The organism is Actinomadura flavalba DSM 45200, assembly GCF_000374305.1.
GTDB classification, from domain to species: domain Bacteria; phylum Actinomycetota; class Actinomycetes; order Streptosporangiales; family Streptosporangiaceae; genus Spirillospora; species Spirillospora flavalba.
In genome coordinates, this window is sequence record NZ_KB894095.1 from 319,400 (window position 1) to 334,993 (window position 15,594).

Here is a 15,594-nt window from a genome sequence, read left to right on the forward strand (position 1 = left end):
CCGGATGTCGGTGCCAGCGGCTAGGTTGACCGTATGACCGACGCCCCCGTGATCACCGTGCGTGGCGAGGCCGTCGTGGAGGCCCAGCCCGAGGTCGCCCACGTGACCGTCCACGTCCAAGCGCAGGAGAAGGACCGGCGGCTCGCGCTCGACCGGCTCACCGAACGCAACCGCGCCTGCCTCGACCTCGTCCGCTCCTACGGCGAGGCCGTGGAACGGGTGGAGAGCGGCGGCCTGGCCATCTCCCCCGTCATCCGCTACGGCAAGCACGACGACGGCGAGATCCGCGGCTACCGGGGCACCGCCCAGATCAAACTGGCCGTGGTCGACTTCAGCCTGCTGGGCGAACTGCTCACCCGGCTGGGCGACGGCGAGCGCAGTTACGTCCACGGCCCGTACTGGGCGCTGCGGCCCGACAGCCCCGTCTTCGACGACGCCGCCCGGCAGGCCGTGCACGAGGCCGTCGCCCGCGCCCGGGGCTACGCCGGGGCGCTCGGGGCGCGGCTCACCGCGCTGCTGGAACTGCGCGACGAGAACACCGGCGGCGTCCCCGAACGGCCGATGGCGCTGATGGCCGCGCCCGCCCCCGGCGGCGCGGCGGGCGGGGCGCCCGCGCCGATCACCGTCGAACCCGAGACGCAGACCGTCCGCGCGTCCGTCATCGCCCGGTTCGCCGCGTCCTCCCCCGAGCTGTGACCACCGTGGACGCGCCCGCCGACCCCTGCGCCGGACGCCGCCCCGTTCCCGGCCCCCGGCCGCTGCCGGACGCGCTCGACGTGTTCCTCACCGGCCAGGTCTTCATGGACATGATCTTCACGGGGCTGCCGGGGCTGCCGCCGCCGGGCACCGAGCTGGTCACCGACGGGCTCGGCTCGGCGCCCGGCGGCATCGCCAACATCGCCGTCGCGATGAGCCGGCTCGGGCTGCGCACCGGGCTGTCGTCGGCGTTCGGTGACGACCTGTTCGGCTCCTACCTGTGGCGCACGCTCGCCGAGCAGGAGAACGTCGACCTGCGCTGGTCGCGGCGCGTCCCGTCGTGGTCCACGCCGGTGACGGTGTCGCTGGCGCACGCCGCCGACCGCAGCATGGTCACCTACGCGCCGCCGCTGCCCGCCGGGGACGCGGGCCACCCGGCGGCGCCGCCCGCCGCCGCGACGTGCTTCGTCGACATCGACCGGTCCGTCCCCGGCTGGGCGCGCACGCTGCGGGAGGCGGGCGCGCTCGTCTTCGCCGACCTCGGCTGGGACCCCACCGAGACGTGGTCCACCGACGTCCTCGACCGCCTCGCCCACGTCGACGTGTTCCTGCCCAACGCCGTCGAGGCCATGGCCTACACCCGCACCACCACCGCCGAGGACGCGCTGGCGGCGCTGGCCGAGCGGGTGCCGGTCGTCGTCGTCAAGCTCGGCGCCGACGGCGCCATCGCGCTCGACGCCCGCACCGGCGAGCGCGCCGCCGCGCCCGCGCTGCCCGTCCGCGCCCTCGACCCGACCGGCGCGGGCGACGTGTTCGCCGCCGGGTTCGTGTACGGGACGCTCGCCGGGATGCCGCTGGCGCACCGGCTCCGCTTCGCCAACCTGTGCGCGGGCCTGTCGGTCCGGCACCACAGCGGGTCGCTGGGCGCGCCGTGCTGGGCGGAGATCGCCGCGTTCGGTGAGTCCGGCGAGGTTTCCGCCGACGCGATGGCCGAGTACGCCTTCGTCGTCGAGCACATCCCGGCCGCCGAGATCGGCGGCGACGCCGTCAACGTCACCCGCGCCGAACCGACCCTGCGCTGAGAGGACCCCGCCACCCGTGAAGATCGCCATCATCGGGGCGGGCAGCGGTTACATGCCCGGCGTCGTCCGGGGCCTGCTGCACCGCGCCGCCGATCTGGCCGGCACCGAGCTGTCCTGCCACGACACCGACGCCGACCACCTCGACCTCATGACGCGGCTGGCCCGCCGCATGTTCGCCGCGCGCGGCGCCGACCTCACCGTCTCCGCGCACACCGACCTTGCGGCCGCGCTCGACGGCGCCTCCTACGTGTTCACCACGTTCCGGCCCGGCGGCCTGGCGGCCCGCCACCTGGACGAGTCGATCCCGCTCGCGCACGGCCTGGTCGGCCAGGAGACCGCCGGGCCGGGCGGGTTCCTGATGGCGCTGCGCTCGGTGCCGGTGCTGCTGGAGATCGCCCGGCTCGCCCCGCCCGACGCGTGGATCGTCAACTACACCAACCCGACGAGCATCGTCACCGACGCCGTCGCCCGGCACACCGGCGCCCGCATCATCGGCCTGTGCGACCAGCACGTCGGTGACACCGAGATGTGGGCCGGGCTGCTCGGGCTGCCCGCCGACCGGCTGGAGGCCGACTGGATCGGGCTGAACCACGCCACCTGGGCCGAGCGGCTGCGGCTGGACGGCGTCCCGCTCGACCTGCCCGCCCTGCTGGACGGCCTGGAGGTCCCCGGCGGCGGGGCGACGCCGTGGCGCGACCCCGTCCGCATGGTCGAGCTGGGCAAGACGCTGGGGTTCCTGCCGAACTCCTACGCCAAGTACTACTTCTTCCACGACGCGGTGGTCGCGCAGCTCCGCGAGAAGGGCGTCACCCGCGCCCAGGAGATCCTGGCGACGATGCCCGCCTACTACGACGGCGTGGCCGAGCAGGCCCGCCGCGACGACCCCGACCCCAGCCGGGAGCGCGGCGGCGGCGAGCACGGCGAGTTCGCCGTCGACACGATCTGCGCGCTGCACCGCGACGAGGGCCGCCGCGTCGTCGTCAACGTCCGCAACGACGGCGCGATCTCCTCCCTGGACGACGACGCCACCGTCGAGGTGCCCGCGATCGTCGGCCGCTCCGGCCCGGTGCCGCTGACGATGGGCCCGCTGCCGCGTCCCGTGCGCGGCCTCACCCAGGCGATCCAGTCCTACGAGCGGCTGGCCGCCGACGCCGCCGTCACCGGCGACCGGCGCCTGGCGTTGCAGGCCCTGCTCGCGCACCCGTTCGTCCGCGACAAGGCCACCGCCGAATCCCTCCTCACCGAGGGCCTGGCCGCCCACCGCGACCACCTGCCGCAGTTCCGCTGACAGACGCCGGAGCGGCGGCCGGAACCCCCGGCCGCCGCCCCGCGTGCTTCGATCAACGGCGCTTGCGCCACACCACCAGGACCGTCACGGCCACGGCGACACCGGCCGCCGCGTAGATCACCCGGCGGTCGACCGGGCCGGGCTCGCCGTCGTCGCCGGGAGGGGCGACGAGCGACTGGACGGTCCGCGCGACCTGCCCGGCCTCCGCCCTGACCCGTTCGGCGCCGCGGTGCGCGACGTTGCGCGGATTGACCCGGTCCGCCAGTGCGTCGATCGTGCGCGCCAGCTCCTGGCGGGTGCGCTCGATCTCCCGCTCCAGCGCCTCCGGATCGCGGGACCTGTCAGCCATCTCGCTGTTCTCCACTCGTTCGCAAGCCTGCGCGACGCATGATCCGCCCAGTCTGGCAGGTCCGGAGCGGGAACGCCCGCCCCGCCCCGGGCGGTAGGTTGGACCCCGCACGTATCGACAACGGGGAAAGGCACATCCCGGTGACCGACCGACTCCAGCCCGGCGACCCGGCTCCCGACTTCACCCTGCCCGACGCCGACGGCGAGCCCGTCGCGCTGTCGTCGCTGGCGGGCCGCCGCGTGATCGTCTACTTCTACCCCGCCGCGATGACGCCCGGCTGCACCAAGGAGTCCGTCGACTTCCAGAGCGGTGTCGCCGAGCTGGACGCCGCCGGGGTGACCGTCCTCGGCGTCTCCCCCGACAAGCCCGCCAAGCTGGCGAAGTTCCGGGAGAAGGAGGGGCTGACCTTCCCGCTGCTGTCCGACCCTGACCACAAGGTCCTGGAGGCGTACGGCGCGTACGGGGAGAAGAAGCTGTACGGCAAGGTCGTCGTCGGCGTCATCCGCTCCACGTTCGTCATCGCGGCCGACGGCACGATCGACAAGGCGTACTACAACGTGAAGGCCACCGGCCACGTCGAGCGGCTGCGCCGCGACCTCGGCGTCTGAGATCGGCGCCGCGCGGGCGTGGCGAAATGGCATACGCGGCAGGTTTAGGTCCTGTTGGTGGAGACACCGTGGGGGTTCGAGTCCCCCCGCCCGCACCCGATGTTCAAATGACGGAAAACCGCGCCTTCTCGGTGCGCGCGGGGCCGCCTAGGCTGGCCGGATCGCCGTCCCCCCGATCCGATGCGAGCAGGCACCGTGAGCGACGCATTCACCCATCTCCTGCTGCCGTACGAGGGCGTCGACGAGTTCGTCGGCGCCACCCTGCCGTTCCTGCGTGACGGCCTGGCCGCCGGGGACCGCATCGTCGTCGTCACCGGCCTGGCGACCCGCACACTGCTGGCGGGCGAACTCGGCGGCGACGCCGGCCGCGTCGAGTTCGCCGACGCCGCCACCTGGTACGACCACCCCGCCCGGACGCTGGCCCGCGCCGTCGCGGACGCCGACGAGCTCGGCGCGCACGGCCGCCGCCTGCGGCTGCTCACCGAACCCGCCTGGACCCGCCGCGCGCCGCGCGAGGTCGGTGAATGGCAGCGGGTGGAGGCGCTCGCGAACGCGGCGTTCGCCCGCACCGGCGCGTCGATCATGTGCCCGTACGCGGTGAAGCGGCTGCCCGCCGGGGTCGTCGCGGACGCGCGCCGCACCCACCCCGGCACCGCGCGCGGCCCCTGCACCAAGGTCAACCCCGGCTTCGTCGAACCCCGCGCCTACTGCGTCCGCCGCGACCGCGAACCGCTGCCGCCGCGCCCGGAGGGCACCCGCGTGCTCCAGCTCCACAGCCCCGACCTGTTCTGGATCCGCGCCTGGATCGCCGACGGCGCGCGCGGCGCGCGGCTCCCCGAGGACGCCACGCAGCGCCTGCTCGTCGCCGCCACCGAGGTCATCACCAACGCCCTGCGGCACGGCGCCCCGCCGATCACGCTGAGCCTGTGGCCGCAGCCCGGCGAGGTCGTCTGCGAGGTCACCGACGGGGGCCGCTGGCCGGACGGGTCCTGGTTCGGGCAGCTCCCGCCGCCGCCCGGACGCCCCGGCCTGCTCGGCCTGTGGGCGGTGCGGCTGCTCTGCTCCGACGTCCGCATCCGCACCGGCGACACCGGGACGGTCGTCCGGATGCACGTCGACGTCCCGGCTCATGGGAACACAGGGTGAGGAGTTCTATGCGTTGGGCTTCCCATCCCGCTCCGGCGGCGTACGCTGAAGCGATCCGCACCGACCTCGATGGGCAGGCCATGAGGAGCTGGTTCGACACCCGCTGCGTCGGAGACGTCCGGCCGGGCGACCACGCCTGGCTCCCGTACTCCGGCGCCGACGAACGCGACCACATCGTCGGCCGGTTCGTCGCCGCCGCCCTGGCCACGCGCGAGAAGCTCGTCTACATCACCGACGCCGATCCGGACGCGCTGCCCGGCGTCGGCGCCGACCCGGGCGCCCACCTGGCGTCCGGCCAGCTCAGCGTGCTTCCCCGCGCGCACGCCTGCCTCGACGGCTACGGCGCGTTCGACCCGGCCCGGCTCGCCGCCACCATCGAACGCGAGGTCGCGGCGGGCGTCGCGGCCGACTTCCGCGCCGTGCGCATCACCCTCGACTACACGCCGATGCTCCGCGAGGGCGGCCTGCCGGGCCTGCTCGGCTGCGAGGACGAGGTCGAGCACACGGTGGCGCCGAGCACGATGTCGATGGCGGTCTGCCAGATCGACCGGCGGGCCTGCCCGCCCGCCGACCTCGCCGCGCTGGCCGGCACCCACGACCTGCGGGTCGAACCCGACGCCCTGTACGACGACGGCACCCTGCGCATCGTGCCGACGTTCGCGCCGCGCGGCCTGCGCGTCGAGGGCGAGGTGGACGCGGCGCGGCACGCGCTGCTCGGCGACCATCTCGCCCGCGCGGTCGCCGCCGGGCACGGCGTCCGCCTCGACTGCGCCCGGCTGGACTTCCTCGACCTGGCCGGGTTCAACCTGCTGATCCGGCACGCGGAGGCGCTGCGTCCCGGCGAGGCGCTGATCCTCGACGACCTTCCCCCGAGTGTGGAGAACGTGATCGACATGGTGGGCTGGCACCGGCTGCCCGGACTCCGGCGCGGACGCGTCCGCGTCCCTCTCGACCAGGCCGGGGAGGTTCTGCCATGACCCTGACCCACCGCGCGTTCCTCTACACCGGCCGGGAGGAGTTCCTGGCGGGCACCACCGCGTTCCTGCGGGACGGGCTGGAACGCGGCGCGGCGGCGGTGGCCGTGGCCCGCCCGGAGAACGTCGCGGCGCTGCGGGCCGCACTGGCCGAGCACGACGGCGCCGTCGAGTTCTACGACGCCACCGAGTTCTACCGGCATCCGGTGCGGACGCTGAAGTCCTACCTGGACCTCGTCGAGCGGCTCGCCCCGCAGCGCGTGCACGCCGTCGCCGAACCCGTCTGGGACGGCCACGACGCCGAGCGGCGCGCCGAGTGGATTCGCTACGAGTCGCTGATCAACGAGGTCTTCGCGGACACCGGCGCGTCGGCGCTGTGCCCCTACGACCGCCGGACGCTGCCCGCCGAGGTGCTGGCGTCGACCCGCGTCACGCATCCCGTCGTTATCGACGGCGCCGAGCGGCGCAGCCCCGACTACGTGGCGCCGCGCGCCTTCGGTGAGCGCCGCGAGCGGGCCCGCCGCGTCGAGCGCCCGCCCGGCGCCGAGTACCTGCCGATCGTCTCCGACGACCTGCGCCCGCTGCGGTCGTTCGTCGCCGCGCGCGCCCGCGCGGGCGGCCTCCCCGAGACGGCCGTGCGGAACCTGGTGACGGCCGCCAACGAGGTCGCCGCGAACGCGCTCGCGCACGGCAGCCCGCCGATGGGCGCCTGGGTGTGGAACGACGACGGCGAGATCAACTGCGAGATCGGTGACAACGGCCACTGGCGGCCCGACCCGCTCACCGGTTTCGTCCCGCCCAAGTCCGCGCTCGACACCGGCTTCGGCCTGTGGACGGTCCGCCTGCTCGTCGACTACGTCGAGATGCGGGGCGGCTGGGACGGCACCTTCGTCCGGCTGCGGATCTGCCGTTAGGACCTCCCATGACGGACACCCTCTGGTCGGTGCGGCGCCCCGTGGGCGACCTGCGTCCCGGTGACCACGCCTGCCTCGCCTACCGGTGCGAGGAGGAGCGGCGGCACGTCGTCGGCGCGTTCGTGCGCGACGGGCTGCTCGCCCGCGAGAAGGTCGTCTACCTGTCCGCCGTCGCCGCGCCCCGGGTGCCGGGCGTCGTGAGCCTGCCGTCGCGGCGGCTGCTGAGCGTCATCACCCTCGACGGCGACCCGCGCGCCGCGCTGGGCCGTCTCGCCGCCGAGATCTCCGCCGCCGAACGCGCCGGGTTCCGGGCCATCCGCGTCGCCACCGACCTCACCGGCGCCGATCCCGAGTCGTTACTCGGCTGCGAGCGGACGCTCGACCGGCTGGTGGCACCGAGCACGTCCGTCGTGGCGCTGTGCCAGCTCGACCGGTCGCGGCTGCCCGCCGGGCCGCTGGAGGAACTGGGCGCCGAGCACGCGGTGCTCGCCGGGCCCGATCCCGACTTCGAGGACACCGTGCTGCGGATCGTCCGGACGTTCGAGCCGCGCGGGCTGGCGCTCGCGGGCGAACTGGACGCGTCCCGGCACCTCGTCCTGGACCAGGCTCTCGCGCTGGTGCTGTCGGGCGCGGACGGCGCCGACGTCCACCTGGACGTCGCGGAACTGCGGTTCATCGACCTCGGCGCCCTCAACATGCTCGCCGAGGTCGCGGCGCGGCGGGCGCACCACGGGCCGCTGATCCTCGACCGGATGCCCGCGCAGCTCCAGGAGGTCATCATGACCGTGGGCTGGAACATGCTGCCGGGCCTGCGGCTCGGCGCGGCGTTCAGTCCGGCTGGGCGGCCAGAGCGCTGGGGATGATGGCGGCCAGCGCGCGGAACGCGCGGCCCCGGTGGCTGATCGCGTCCTTCTCCTGCGGGGCGAGTTCGGCGGCGGTGCGGGTGTGCTCGTCGGGGACGAACACCGGGTCGTAGCCGAAGCCGCCGTCGCCGCGCGGCGCGTCGATGACGCGGCCGTGCATGCGGCCCTCGACCACGTGCTCGGGGCCGCCGGGCACGACCAGGACGGCGGCGCACACGAAGTGGGCGGCGCGGTGCGGGTCTGCGACGTCGGCGATCTGGTCGAGCAGCAGGTCGACGTTGGCGCGGTCGCGGTCGCCGGTGGCGGTGCCGAACCGGCCCGACCAGCGGGCCGACAGCACGCCGGGCATGCCGTTGAGGGCGTCGACGCACAGGCCGGAGTCGTCCGCGACGGCGGGCAGCCCGGTGTGCGCGGCGATGGCGCGGGCCTTGAGCAGCGCGTTGCCCTCGAACGTCAGCTCGGTCTCGGGGACGTCGGGCGCGTCCGGGTGGGCGTCGAGGCCGACGACGTCGATGCCGCCGAGGATGCGGTACAACTCAGCGATCTTGCCCTGGTTGCGGGTGGCGAGGACGACGGCGTTCACCGGGCCAGCGCCTCCTGCTGGAGCCGGGTCAGCTCGGCGCAGCCGGCGGCGGCCAGGTCGAGCAGGGCGTCCAGCTCGGCGCGGTCGAACGGGGCGCCCTCGGCGGTGCCCTGGACCTCGACGAACCGTCCGTCGCCGGTGCAGACGACGTTCATGTCGGTCTCGGCGGCGGCGTCCTCGACGTAGCACAGGTCGAGCCGGGGCTCGCCCTCGACGACGCCGACGCTGACGGCCGACACCGTGCCGGTGAACGGGTCCTTCCTGACCAGGCCCTTGCCGCGCATCCAGGTGACGGCGTCGGCGAGGGCGATGTAGGCGCCGGTGATCGCGGCGGTGCGGGTGCCGCCGTCGGCCTGGAGGACGTCGCAGTCGAGCTGGATCGTGTTCTCCCCGAGCTTCTTGGGGTCGATGCAGGCGCGCAGCGACCGCCCGATGAGCCGGGAGATCTCGTGCGTCCGCCCGCCGATCTTGCCCCGGACGGACTCGCGGTCGTTGCGGGTGTTGGTGGCGCGCGGCAGCATCGCGTACTCGGCGGTCACCCAGCCGAGCCCGCTGTCGCGCCGCCAGCGCGGCACCGACGCCTGCACCGACGCCGCGCACAGCACGCGCGTCCCGCCGAACTCGATGAGCACCGACCCCTCGGCGTGGTCGAGCCACCCCCGCTGGACGGTGACGGGACGGAGCTGGTCGAACGCGCGATCATCAGGACGTGCCATGGCCCAACCCTAGTGGGCTACAGCTCGTAGACGGCCCCCACGTGCGCCAGCTCGATCGGCCCGTCGTAGGTGCCGCCCTTGGCCTCGGCCAGCGAGGCGTCCGCGTCGTTCCACGGCACCAGGTGGGTGAGGACGAGCCGCCGCGCCCGCGCGCGGGCCGCGTGGTCGGCGGCCTCGCGGGCGGTGAGGTGGAGGGCGGGCGGGTTGTCGCCCTCCAGGAACGACGCCTCGCACAGGAACAGGTCGGCGTCGCGGGCGTGCTCGACGAGCGCGTCGGAGACGCCGGTGTCGCCGGAGTAGGCGAGGACCTTGCCGCCGTGCTCGATGCGGAACGCGAACGCCTCGATGGGGTGGGGCATCAGCGCCGTCGTGATCTGGAACGGGCCGACGGTCATCGGGCCCCGCTCCAGCGGCCGGAAGTCGAACGTGCCGGTCATGCCCGGCTCCTCCGGCAGGTCGTACGCCTTGGCCATCCGCCGCGCCGTGTCGTCGGGGCCGTACACCGGGATGACCGGCGCCGGGCCGCCCGGACGGTACGTGCGCGCCACCCAGTACCCGCACAGGTCCAGGCAGTGGTCGGCGTGCAGATGCGAGATGCAGATGGCGTCGATGTCGTACAGGGGGTGGAACCGCTGGAGCGAACCGATCGCGCCGTTGCCGATGTCCAGGAGGAGGTTGAAGCCCTCCGCCTGGACCAGGTAACTCGACGCGGGGCTGTCCGGCCCCGGGAAGCTGCCGGCGCAGCCGATCACAGTGACCCGCACGCTCACTCCTCCTCTTGCCGTCCCCCGGCGAATCAGGTCGTCAGAGCCTTGCTGGTGGTGGTCTCCACCGCGTCGATCTCGGGGCCGAGGAACCTGCGGCCGAGCGAGGCGAACACGGCGGGGTCACCGGTCGTACGAAAGCGGTGCCCCGGAGCGGGCGCGGTCTCACTCCGCGCGAGTCCCCGGTCCTGGAGCACCCGGTACACGTCCTTGGCGGTCTCGTCGGCACTTGAGACCAGTGTGACCCCGTCCCCGGCCACATACGAGATGACGCCGGTGAGCAAGGGGTAGTGCGTGCAGCCGAGGATCAGGGTGTCGCAGTCCGCGTCCAGAATCGGCCGCAGATAGGAGCGGGCGGCGGCGAGGAGATCGTCCCCGGCCGTGACGCCCTTCTCCACGAACTCGACGAAGCGCGGGCACGCCGCGCTCGTCAGCTCGATGTGCGGTGCCGCCGCGAACGCGTCGTCGTAGGCGCGGCTCGTGACCGACGCGCGGGTGGCGATCAGCCCGACCCGCCCGTTGGACGTGGCCCGCGCGGCGCGCCGCACCGCCGGGTTGATCACCTCGACGACCGGGATCGCGTACCGCTCGCGGGCGTCGCGCAGCATCGCCGAGCTGGCGCTGTTGCACGCGATGACGAGCATCTTCACGCCCTCGTCCACGAGCTGGTCGAGCATCTCCAGCGCGAACGCCCGGACCTGCGCGATCGGGCGCGGGCCGTAAGGCTGGCGCGCCGAGTCACCGAGGTACAGGATCGGCTCGTTCGGCAGCTGGTCGAGGATGGCGCGGGCCACCGTGAGCCCGCCGAACCCGCTGTCGAAAATCCCGATCGGCGCTTCTGACATGGTGCACGAGCCTAAGCGACGCGGGCCGTTTCACGGGCGTCATGCGTCCGACATCACACGGTCACATGCGGGAAAACGGCGTCGCTTTGACCTTTCAGCCGCGTCCGAGGCGAGCGATCTGGCGGCTCTGGGCCACCAGGCGGCCGGTCTCGTCCCAGACCTCGACCTCCTCGTCGAACCAGCCGTCGGAGACCATGCGGCCGGTGCCGTAGACGGCGAGCCACCCGGGGGCGGGCAGGGCGCGCAGCGTCCAGGTCAGCTCGACGGTCGGGGACCAGCCGCGCGCGCCCGCGTTGAGCGCGACGGGCGGCAGGGCGTCCACGGCGAGCGCGAGGACGAACGGGTCGGGGGCGTGCTCGTCGCGGAGCCGGAACCAGGCGCGCAGTTCGGGGCGGCCGGACGGCTCGCCGCTCAGCCAGCCCATCGTGGCCGGGTCGAAGTGCATGTCGACGCAGGACGCGAAGCCCTCCTGCGCCTCCGGCGTGCCCTGCGAGAAGTCCAGGCACTTCTCGATCGGCGGGAGGCCGGGGACGGGCCGGTCGCCGAGGTAGCCGGGGACGGCGGCGCCGTCGAGCGTCGCGGTGGTGATCAGCGCCTCGGTGAGGACCTTGTCGTCCTGGCGCAGCGTGACGAGCGCGGTCGCGGTGGTGCGGCCCGCGCGGCGCTGGTCGACGACGATCTCGGCGCGGCCGGGACGGGCCGTGCGCAGGAACGTCGTCGCGGTGGACAGGGGGTGCGCGTGCGGCGAGACGTCCACGGCGGCGCGGCCGAGGACGGCCATGAGGTAGCCGCCGTTGACGGCCTCGGCCATGCCGAAGGCGCCGTCGAGGTCGATCTCGTACCGGCCGTCGTCCACGCGCTTGACGGTGGTGGCGTCCCCGAACCTACTCATCCCGTACCCCGTTCTAGAATCCAGTTCGGGTAAGACTGTAGCCGGGTCCGCGACGTGCGGGCACGCCGCGGACCCGTCGATCGCGTCACGCCCAGAGCTGGCCCTCCAGCGCGGCCTCGGCCTCCTCCAGGGTGCCGCCGTAGGCGCCCGTGGACAGGTACTTCCAGCCGCCGTCGGCCACGACGAACGCGATATCGGCCCGCTCTCCCGCCTTGACGGCCTTGGCCGCCATGCCGAGCGCCGCGTGCAGCGCGCCGCCGGTGGAGATGCCCGCGAAGATGCCCTCCTGCTCCAGCAGCTCGCGGGTGCGGCGCAGCGCGTCCTTGGAGCCCACCGAGAAGCGGGTCGTCAGGACCGAGTCGTCGTACAGCTCCGGGATGAACCCCTCATCGATGTTGCGCAGCCCGTAGACCAGCTCGCCGTAGCGGGGCTCCGCCGCGACGATCTTCACGTCCGGGCGCTGCTCGCGCAGGTACCGGCCGACGCCCATCAGGGTGCCGGTGGTGCCGAGACCCGCCACGAAATGCGTCAGCGTGGGCAGATCGTCCAGCAGCTCGGGGCCGGTCGTCTCGTAGTGGGCGAGCGCGTTGGCCTCGTTGCCGTACTGGTAGAGCATCACCCAGTCCGGGTTCTGCGCCGCCAGCCCCTTCGCGACGCGCACGGCCTCGTTCGAGCCGCCCGCCGCCGGTGAGGAGACGATCTCCGCGCCCCACATCTCCAGGAGCTGCCGCCGCTCCGCCGACGTGTTCTCCGGCATCACGCAGATCATCCGGTAGCCGCGCAGCTTGGCGACCATCGCCAGCGAGATGCCGGTGTTGCCGGACGTCGGCTCCAGGATGGTGCAGCCGGGCGTCAGCAGCCCCTCCTTCTCCGCCTTGGAGATCATGTAGAAGGCGGGGCGGTCCTTCACCGAACCGGTCGGGTTGCGGTCCTCCAGCTTGGCCCACAGCCGCACGTCGGCGCTCGGCGAGAGCCGGGGCAGGCCGACGAGCGGGGTGCGGCCGAGGGAGTCCAGCAGTGAGTCGAAGCGCATGGCACGGGCGCCGAACTCAGCCGCCGGCGACGGCGGGCAGGATCGTCACGCTGTCCCCGTCGGCGACGCTCGTCTCCAGGCCGCCGAGGAACCGGACGTCCTCGTCGTTCAGGTACACGTTGACGAACTTGCGCAGCCCCTTGTCGTCCACCAGCCGGTCGCGCAGACCGGGGTGGCGGGTGTCCAGGTCGCCGAACAGCTCGTCGAGCGTCCCGCCCTTGCCTTCGACGGCCTTGTCGCCGCCCGTGAGGTTGCGCAGGATCGTCGGGATACGGACCTCGATCGCCATCGCGAAGCTCTCCTTGGTGTCGTACGGGCAGCCCGTCCCCAGGCACAACGGGACGGGCTACGGGGGAATTCCGGGTGATTCAGCGCTGGCGGCGACAGTCGTAGACGACGTCGAGGCGCGTGTGCGCGAACAGGAAGCTCTGCACGGGGGCGAGGCGGACGGGCGCGCGTCGTCGCGCGACCGGTCCCTCGCTCGTCTCCATGGCGGTCAGTTTACCGATGCCGGTCCGGGCGGCGGCCTAGACGTAGGACTCGACGACCGTGACCTCTTCCTCGGTCACCTCGCCGTCCAGGATGCGGTACGACCGGAACTCGGTACTGTCGTCGTCGCGGGTGGACACCAGCACGTAGTGCGCGTTCGGCTCGGCGGCGTAGGAGATGTCGGTGCGCGACGGGTACGCCTCGGTGGCCGTGTGCGAGTGGTAGATGACGACGGGCTCCTCGTCGCGGTCGTCCATCTCGCGCCACACCTTGAGCTGTTCGTGCGAGTCGAACCGGTAGAACGTCGGGGACCGCTCGGCGTTGACCATCGGGATGAACCGGGTGGGCCGGTCCGAGCCGAGCGCCCCGGCGATGACGCCGCACGCCTCGTCGGGGTGGTCGGCGCGCGCGTGCGCGACGATCCGGTCGACCATGGCTCGTTCGATCGTCAGCATGGTCGGCAGGGTACCGCCCGGTCACGGGACGCGGACGCGCAGCCTCGTCCGGGTGCCGGGGCGCGTGGCGCGGATCTCCACGAGCGTGCACAGCCGCCGCACCGCCCACATCCGGCTCTCGGCGTGCCGGTGGGCGTGCGGCGGGAAGTAGCCGAGGAACGGGTCGCGCGGGGACGCGTTGGGATCGGTGACGTCGCAGACCAACTCGGCGCCCTCGCGCCACAGCCACACGGCACCGTGCCCGCCGCCCTCGCGGATGACGTGCGTCGCGACCTCATTGACGGCCAGCACGAACCCGTAGGAGTCACGCAACCCGTGCCGGAGGGCCTGATACGCCAGGAACTCCCGCAGCATGGGCAGCGAACCGGACGCGAACACCTTCCGGGCGGCCGTCAGCGGCGGCGGGACGAGCGGTTCGGCGTCGCACTCGGCGGAGAACCGGGCGGGCTCGACGTAGCCGGGGCTGTCGCGGGTGCCGCCGGCGTCGGTGAGCAGCGGATGGGTGCGCGCCGCGTCGCGCAGCAGCGTGGTCGGCAGCGTGCTCGTCGCGTACGCGCACAGCAGCCGGGTCGGCGTGCCCGCCAGCACCACGTTGAGGACGGCCTCGTGGCGCAGCCACTCGCGGACGTCGCGGTCGGCGCGACCCGTCCACACCGGCTCGGCCAGCAGCCGCACCGGGCCGCGCGGCCACCAGTCGTTGCGGGCGTGCTCGTGGAACGCGCCCAGCGCCTCGATCGGCCCGGTGAACCACGCGGCGGCGTCGATGAACTCGACGCCCTCGGTGCCCGCCGTGCCGAGCCGGTCGAACAGGGCCTCCGTCGCCTCGCCGCCCGCGATGACGACCGGGACCTCCCCGGCGCCGCGGGCCCGCTCCACGTACTGCCCGGCGACGTCCGCGAACTCGCCGGGCGTCGCGTACAGCAGCGCGGAGTGGTGCAGGGTGCGCAGGTCGGTGGTGGTGCGTTCCGACATCATCGTGCCGGTTCCTCCCTCAGCGCCGTGCCGATCGTGTCCCATCCGGCGAGCCGCGCCATCGCCCGCAGCGGTTCGGGCAGGCCCCGCAGCACGACCTGCCGGTCCGGGCGGGTGCCCGCCTCGCCCGCGCCGAGCAGGGCGCGCAGGCCGTCCAGATCGCAGAACTCCAGGCCGGACAGGTCCAGGCAGAAGTGCCCGGGGCGGCCCGCGTACCGGGCCAGCGCGTCCAGGACGGCCGGGAGCGTGCTCTCGTCCACGGCGCCGGTGAGCGCGAGGCCCGGCGGGGTGAACGTCGGGGAGATGCGCAGCACCCGGTCGGCGTAGAGGTCGTCGGCGCGGACGGCCGCGTCGTGCCCGGCGCGCAGGATCGTCATCTGCTCGTCGGTGAACCAGCGCCGGTCATAGGGGCACAGGACGACGGCGCGCTCCCCGGGCGCGGCGAACGCCGTCCGGCACACGCCGCCCGGCCCGTCCTGCTCGTTGGGCCAGCCCAGCAGCGAGAACGCGGTGTCGCCGGTGAGCCGGACGCCGCCGTAGCCCTGGAGCGTCGCCAGATCGACCTCGGTGCCGAGCAGCGCGGCGGTCTCCGCCGGGTCGAACCGGTCGGTCGCGACGTACGCCCGGACGATCGGCCGCACGACGAACTGCCCGTTCTCCTCGGCCCGCCGCAGCGCGTCGCCGCCGAGCGCGTCGAGCACGGCCCCGGGCTCGTCGTCCTGCGCGAGGTAGACGACCTTGTGCCCGGCGTCCAGCCCGTCGGCCACGAACCGTCCGACGACGGCCCGCCGCTCTTCCTCACTCCCGAACCCCAGGCACAGATGCTCGCCCAGCCGCACCGCACCGACCGGCCGGTCGCCCCGCCGCGCAGCCGCCATGATCCGCCACCCTCCCTGGGCCTCGAATCACGCTAACACCGCGCTGT

General features: G+C 73.8%; 20 protein-coding genes and 1 tRNA gene. 9 read left to right on the plus strand and 12 right to left on the minus strand.

What is annotated here, in order from left to right; all coding sequences use genetic code 11:
* Nucleotides 1-33: 33 nt before the first annotated feature.
* Genes C229_RS0114665 through C229_RS0114675 form a run of 3 tightly spaced genes read left to right on the plus strand, consistent with a single transcriptional unit; the run spans nt 34 to nt 3,066 of the window.
* The gene (locus tag C229_RS0114665) at nt 34-696 is read left to right on the plus strand and encodes an SIMPL domain-containing protein (protein ID WP_018655833.1); all 663 of its coding nucleotides are present in this window, start codon (nt 34-36) and stop codon (nt 694-696) included.
* Entirely contained in the window at nt 693-1,778 is a 1,086-nt protein-coding gene (locus C229_RS0114670) for a carbohydrate kinase family protein (protein ID WP_018655834.1), read from the plus strand. Before C229_RS0114665 ends, C229_RS0114670 begins: the two co-directional genes overlap by 4 nt.
* A gap of 16 nt (nt 1,779-1,794) precedes the next feature.
* Complete coding sequence (locus tag C229_RS0114675; RefSeq protein WP_018655835.1) at nt 1,795-3,066, plus strand: family 4 glycosyl hydrolase; 1,272 nt, start codon at nt 1,795-1,797, stop codon at nt 3,064-3,066.
* A gap of 52 nt (nt 3,067-3,118) precedes the next feature.
* Here C229_RS0114675 and C229_RS0114680 read toward each other — a convergent pair whose 3' ends face one another.
* The gene (locus tag C229_RS0114680; RefSeq protein ID WP_033424416.1) at nt 3,119-3,415 is read right to left on the minus strand and encodes a DUF3618 domain-containing protein; all 297 of its coding nucleotides are present in this window, start codon (nt 3,413-3,415) and stop codon (nt 3,119-3,121) included.
* A gap of 140 nt (nt 3,416-3,555) precedes the next feature.
* Between C229_RS0114680 and bcp the strand changes: the two genes are divergently transcribed.
* The 6 genes from bcp to C229_RS0114710 all read left to right on the plus strand — a co-directional run bounded on the left by bcp (nt 3,556) and on the right by C229_RS0114710 (nt 7,920).
* A complete protein-coding gene (gene bcp, locus C229_RS0114685; RefSeq protein WP_018655837.1) occupies nt 3,556-4,023 on the plus strand; it encodes a thioredoxin-dependent thiol peroxidase in 468 nt (155 codons plus the stop codon).
* Between the two features lie 12 nt (nt 4,024-4,035).
* Nucleotides 4,036-4,118 (plus strand) — tRNA-Leu (locus tag C229_RS0114690).
* A gap of 100 nt (nt 4,119-4,218) precedes the next feature.
* Entirely contained in the window at nt 4,219-5,169 is a 951-nt protein-coding gene (locus C229_RS0114695; RefSeq protein ID WP_018655838.1) for a sensor histidine kinase, read from the plus strand.
* Nucleotides 5,170-5,249: 80 nt separating this feature from the next.
* Nucleotides 5,250-6,146 (plus strand): MEDS domain-containing protein, encoded by an 897-nt coding sequence (locus C229_RS30635; protein ID WP_018655839.1) that lies wholly within the window; start codon nt 5,250-5,252, stop codon nt 6,144-6,146.
* A complete protein-coding gene (locus C229_RS0114705; protein WP_018655840.1) occupies nt 6,143-7,057 on the plus strand; it encodes a sensor histidine kinase in 915 nt (304 codons plus the stop codon). The genes C229_RS30635 and C229_RS0114705 overlap by 4 nt, the downstream gene beginning before the upstream one ends.
* 8 nt (nt 7,058-7,065) lie before the next feature.
* Nucleotides 7,066-7,920: an MEDS domain-containing protein gene (locus C229_RS0114710; RefSeq protein WP_018655841.1), complete on the plus strand. Its 855-nt coding sequence runs from the start codon at nt 7,066-7,068 to the stop codon at nt 7,918-7,920.
* Here the strand turns inward: C229_RS0114710 and rdgB are convergent.
* From rdgB to C229_RS32910, 11 genes are all read right to left on the minus strand, one after another.
* Nucleotides 7,886-8,503 (minus strand): RdgB/HAM1 family non-canonical purine NTP pyrophosphatase, encoded by a 618-nt coding sequence (rdgB, locus tag C229_RS0114715; RefSeq protein WP_018655842.1) that lies wholly within the window; start codon nt 8,501-8,503, stop codon nt 7,886-7,888. The genes C229_RS0114710 and rdgB overlap by 35 nt on opposite strands.
* Nucleotides 8,500-9,219 (minus strand): ribonuclease PH, encoded by a 720-nt coding sequence (gene rph / locus C229_RS0114720; protein WP_018655843.1) that lies wholly within the window; start codon nt 9,217-9,219, stop codon nt 8,500-8,502. The genes rdgB and rph overlap by 4 nt, the downstream gene beginning before the upstream one ends.
* Before the next feature lie 17 nt (nt 9,220-9,236).
* Complete coding sequence (locus C229_RS0114725) at nt 9,237-9,983, minus strand: MBL fold metallo-hydrolase (protein ID WP_026313799.1); 747 nt, start codon at nt 9,981-9,983, stop codon at nt 9,237-9,239.
* 32 nt (nt 9,984-10,015) lie between these two features.
* Nucleotides 10,016-10,828 carry a glutamate racemase gene (gene murI, locus C229_RS0114730; RefSeq protein ID WP_018655845.1) on the minus strand — a complete coding sequence of 271 codons (813 nt, stop codon included), beginning with the start codon at nt 10,826-10,828 and terminating at the stop codon, nt 10,016-10,018.
* Nucleotides 10,829-10,922: 94 nt separating this feature from the next.
* Nucleotides 10,923-11,720 carry a thioesterase family protein gene (locus C229_RS0114735; protein WP_018655846.1) on the minus strand — a complete coding sequence of 266 codons (798 nt, stop codon included), beginning with the start codon at nt 11,718-11,720 and terminating at the stop codon, nt 10,923-10,925.
* An 85-nt stretch (nt 11,721-11,805) separates the two neighbouring features.
* Nucleotides 11,806-12,753 carry a PLP-dependent cysteine synthase family protein gene (locus C229_RS0114740; protein WP_018655847.1) on the minus strand — a complete coding sequence of 316 codons (948 nt, stop codon included), beginning with the start codon at nt 12,751-12,753 and terminating at the stop codon, nt 11,806-11,808.
* A 16-nt stretch (nt 12,754-12,769) separates the two neighbouring features.
* Complete coding sequence (locus C229_RS0114745; protein ID WP_018655848.1) at nt 12,770-13,042, minus strand: MoaD/ThiS family protein; 273 nt, start codon at nt 13,040-13,042, stop codon at nt 12,770-12,772.
* Between the two features lie 79 nt (nt 13,043-13,121).
* Nucleotides 13,122-13,244 (minus strand): hypothetical protein, encoded by a 123-nt coding sequence (locus tag C229_RS35790; protein ID WP_018655849.1) that lies wholly within the window; start codon nt 13,242-13,244, stop codon nt 13,122-13,124.
* 36 nt (nt 13,245-13,280) lie between these two features.
* Nucleotides 13,281-13,697, minus strand: coding sequence for a M67 family metallopeptidase (locus C229_RS0114755; RefSeq protein WP_026313800.1), 417 nt, complete (start codon nt 13,695-13,697; stop codon nt 13,281-13,283).
* A gap of 21 nt (nt 13,698-13,718) precedes the next feature.
* Nucleotides 13,719-14,672 (minus strand): MEDS domain-containing protein, encoded by a 954-nt coding sequence (locus C229_RS0114760; protein WP_018655851.1) that lies wholly within the window; start codon nt 14,670-14,672, stop codon nt 13,719-13,721.
* Nucleotides 14,669-15,547 (minus strand): MEDS domain-containing protein, encoded by an 879-nt coding sequence (locus C229_RS32910; protein ID WP_018655852.1) that lies wholly within the window; start codon nt 15,545-15,547, stop codon nt 14,669-14,671. Before C229_RS32910 ends, C229_RS0114760 begins: the two co-directional genes overlap by 4 nt.
* Nucleotides 15,548-15,594: the final 47 nt, after the last annotated feature.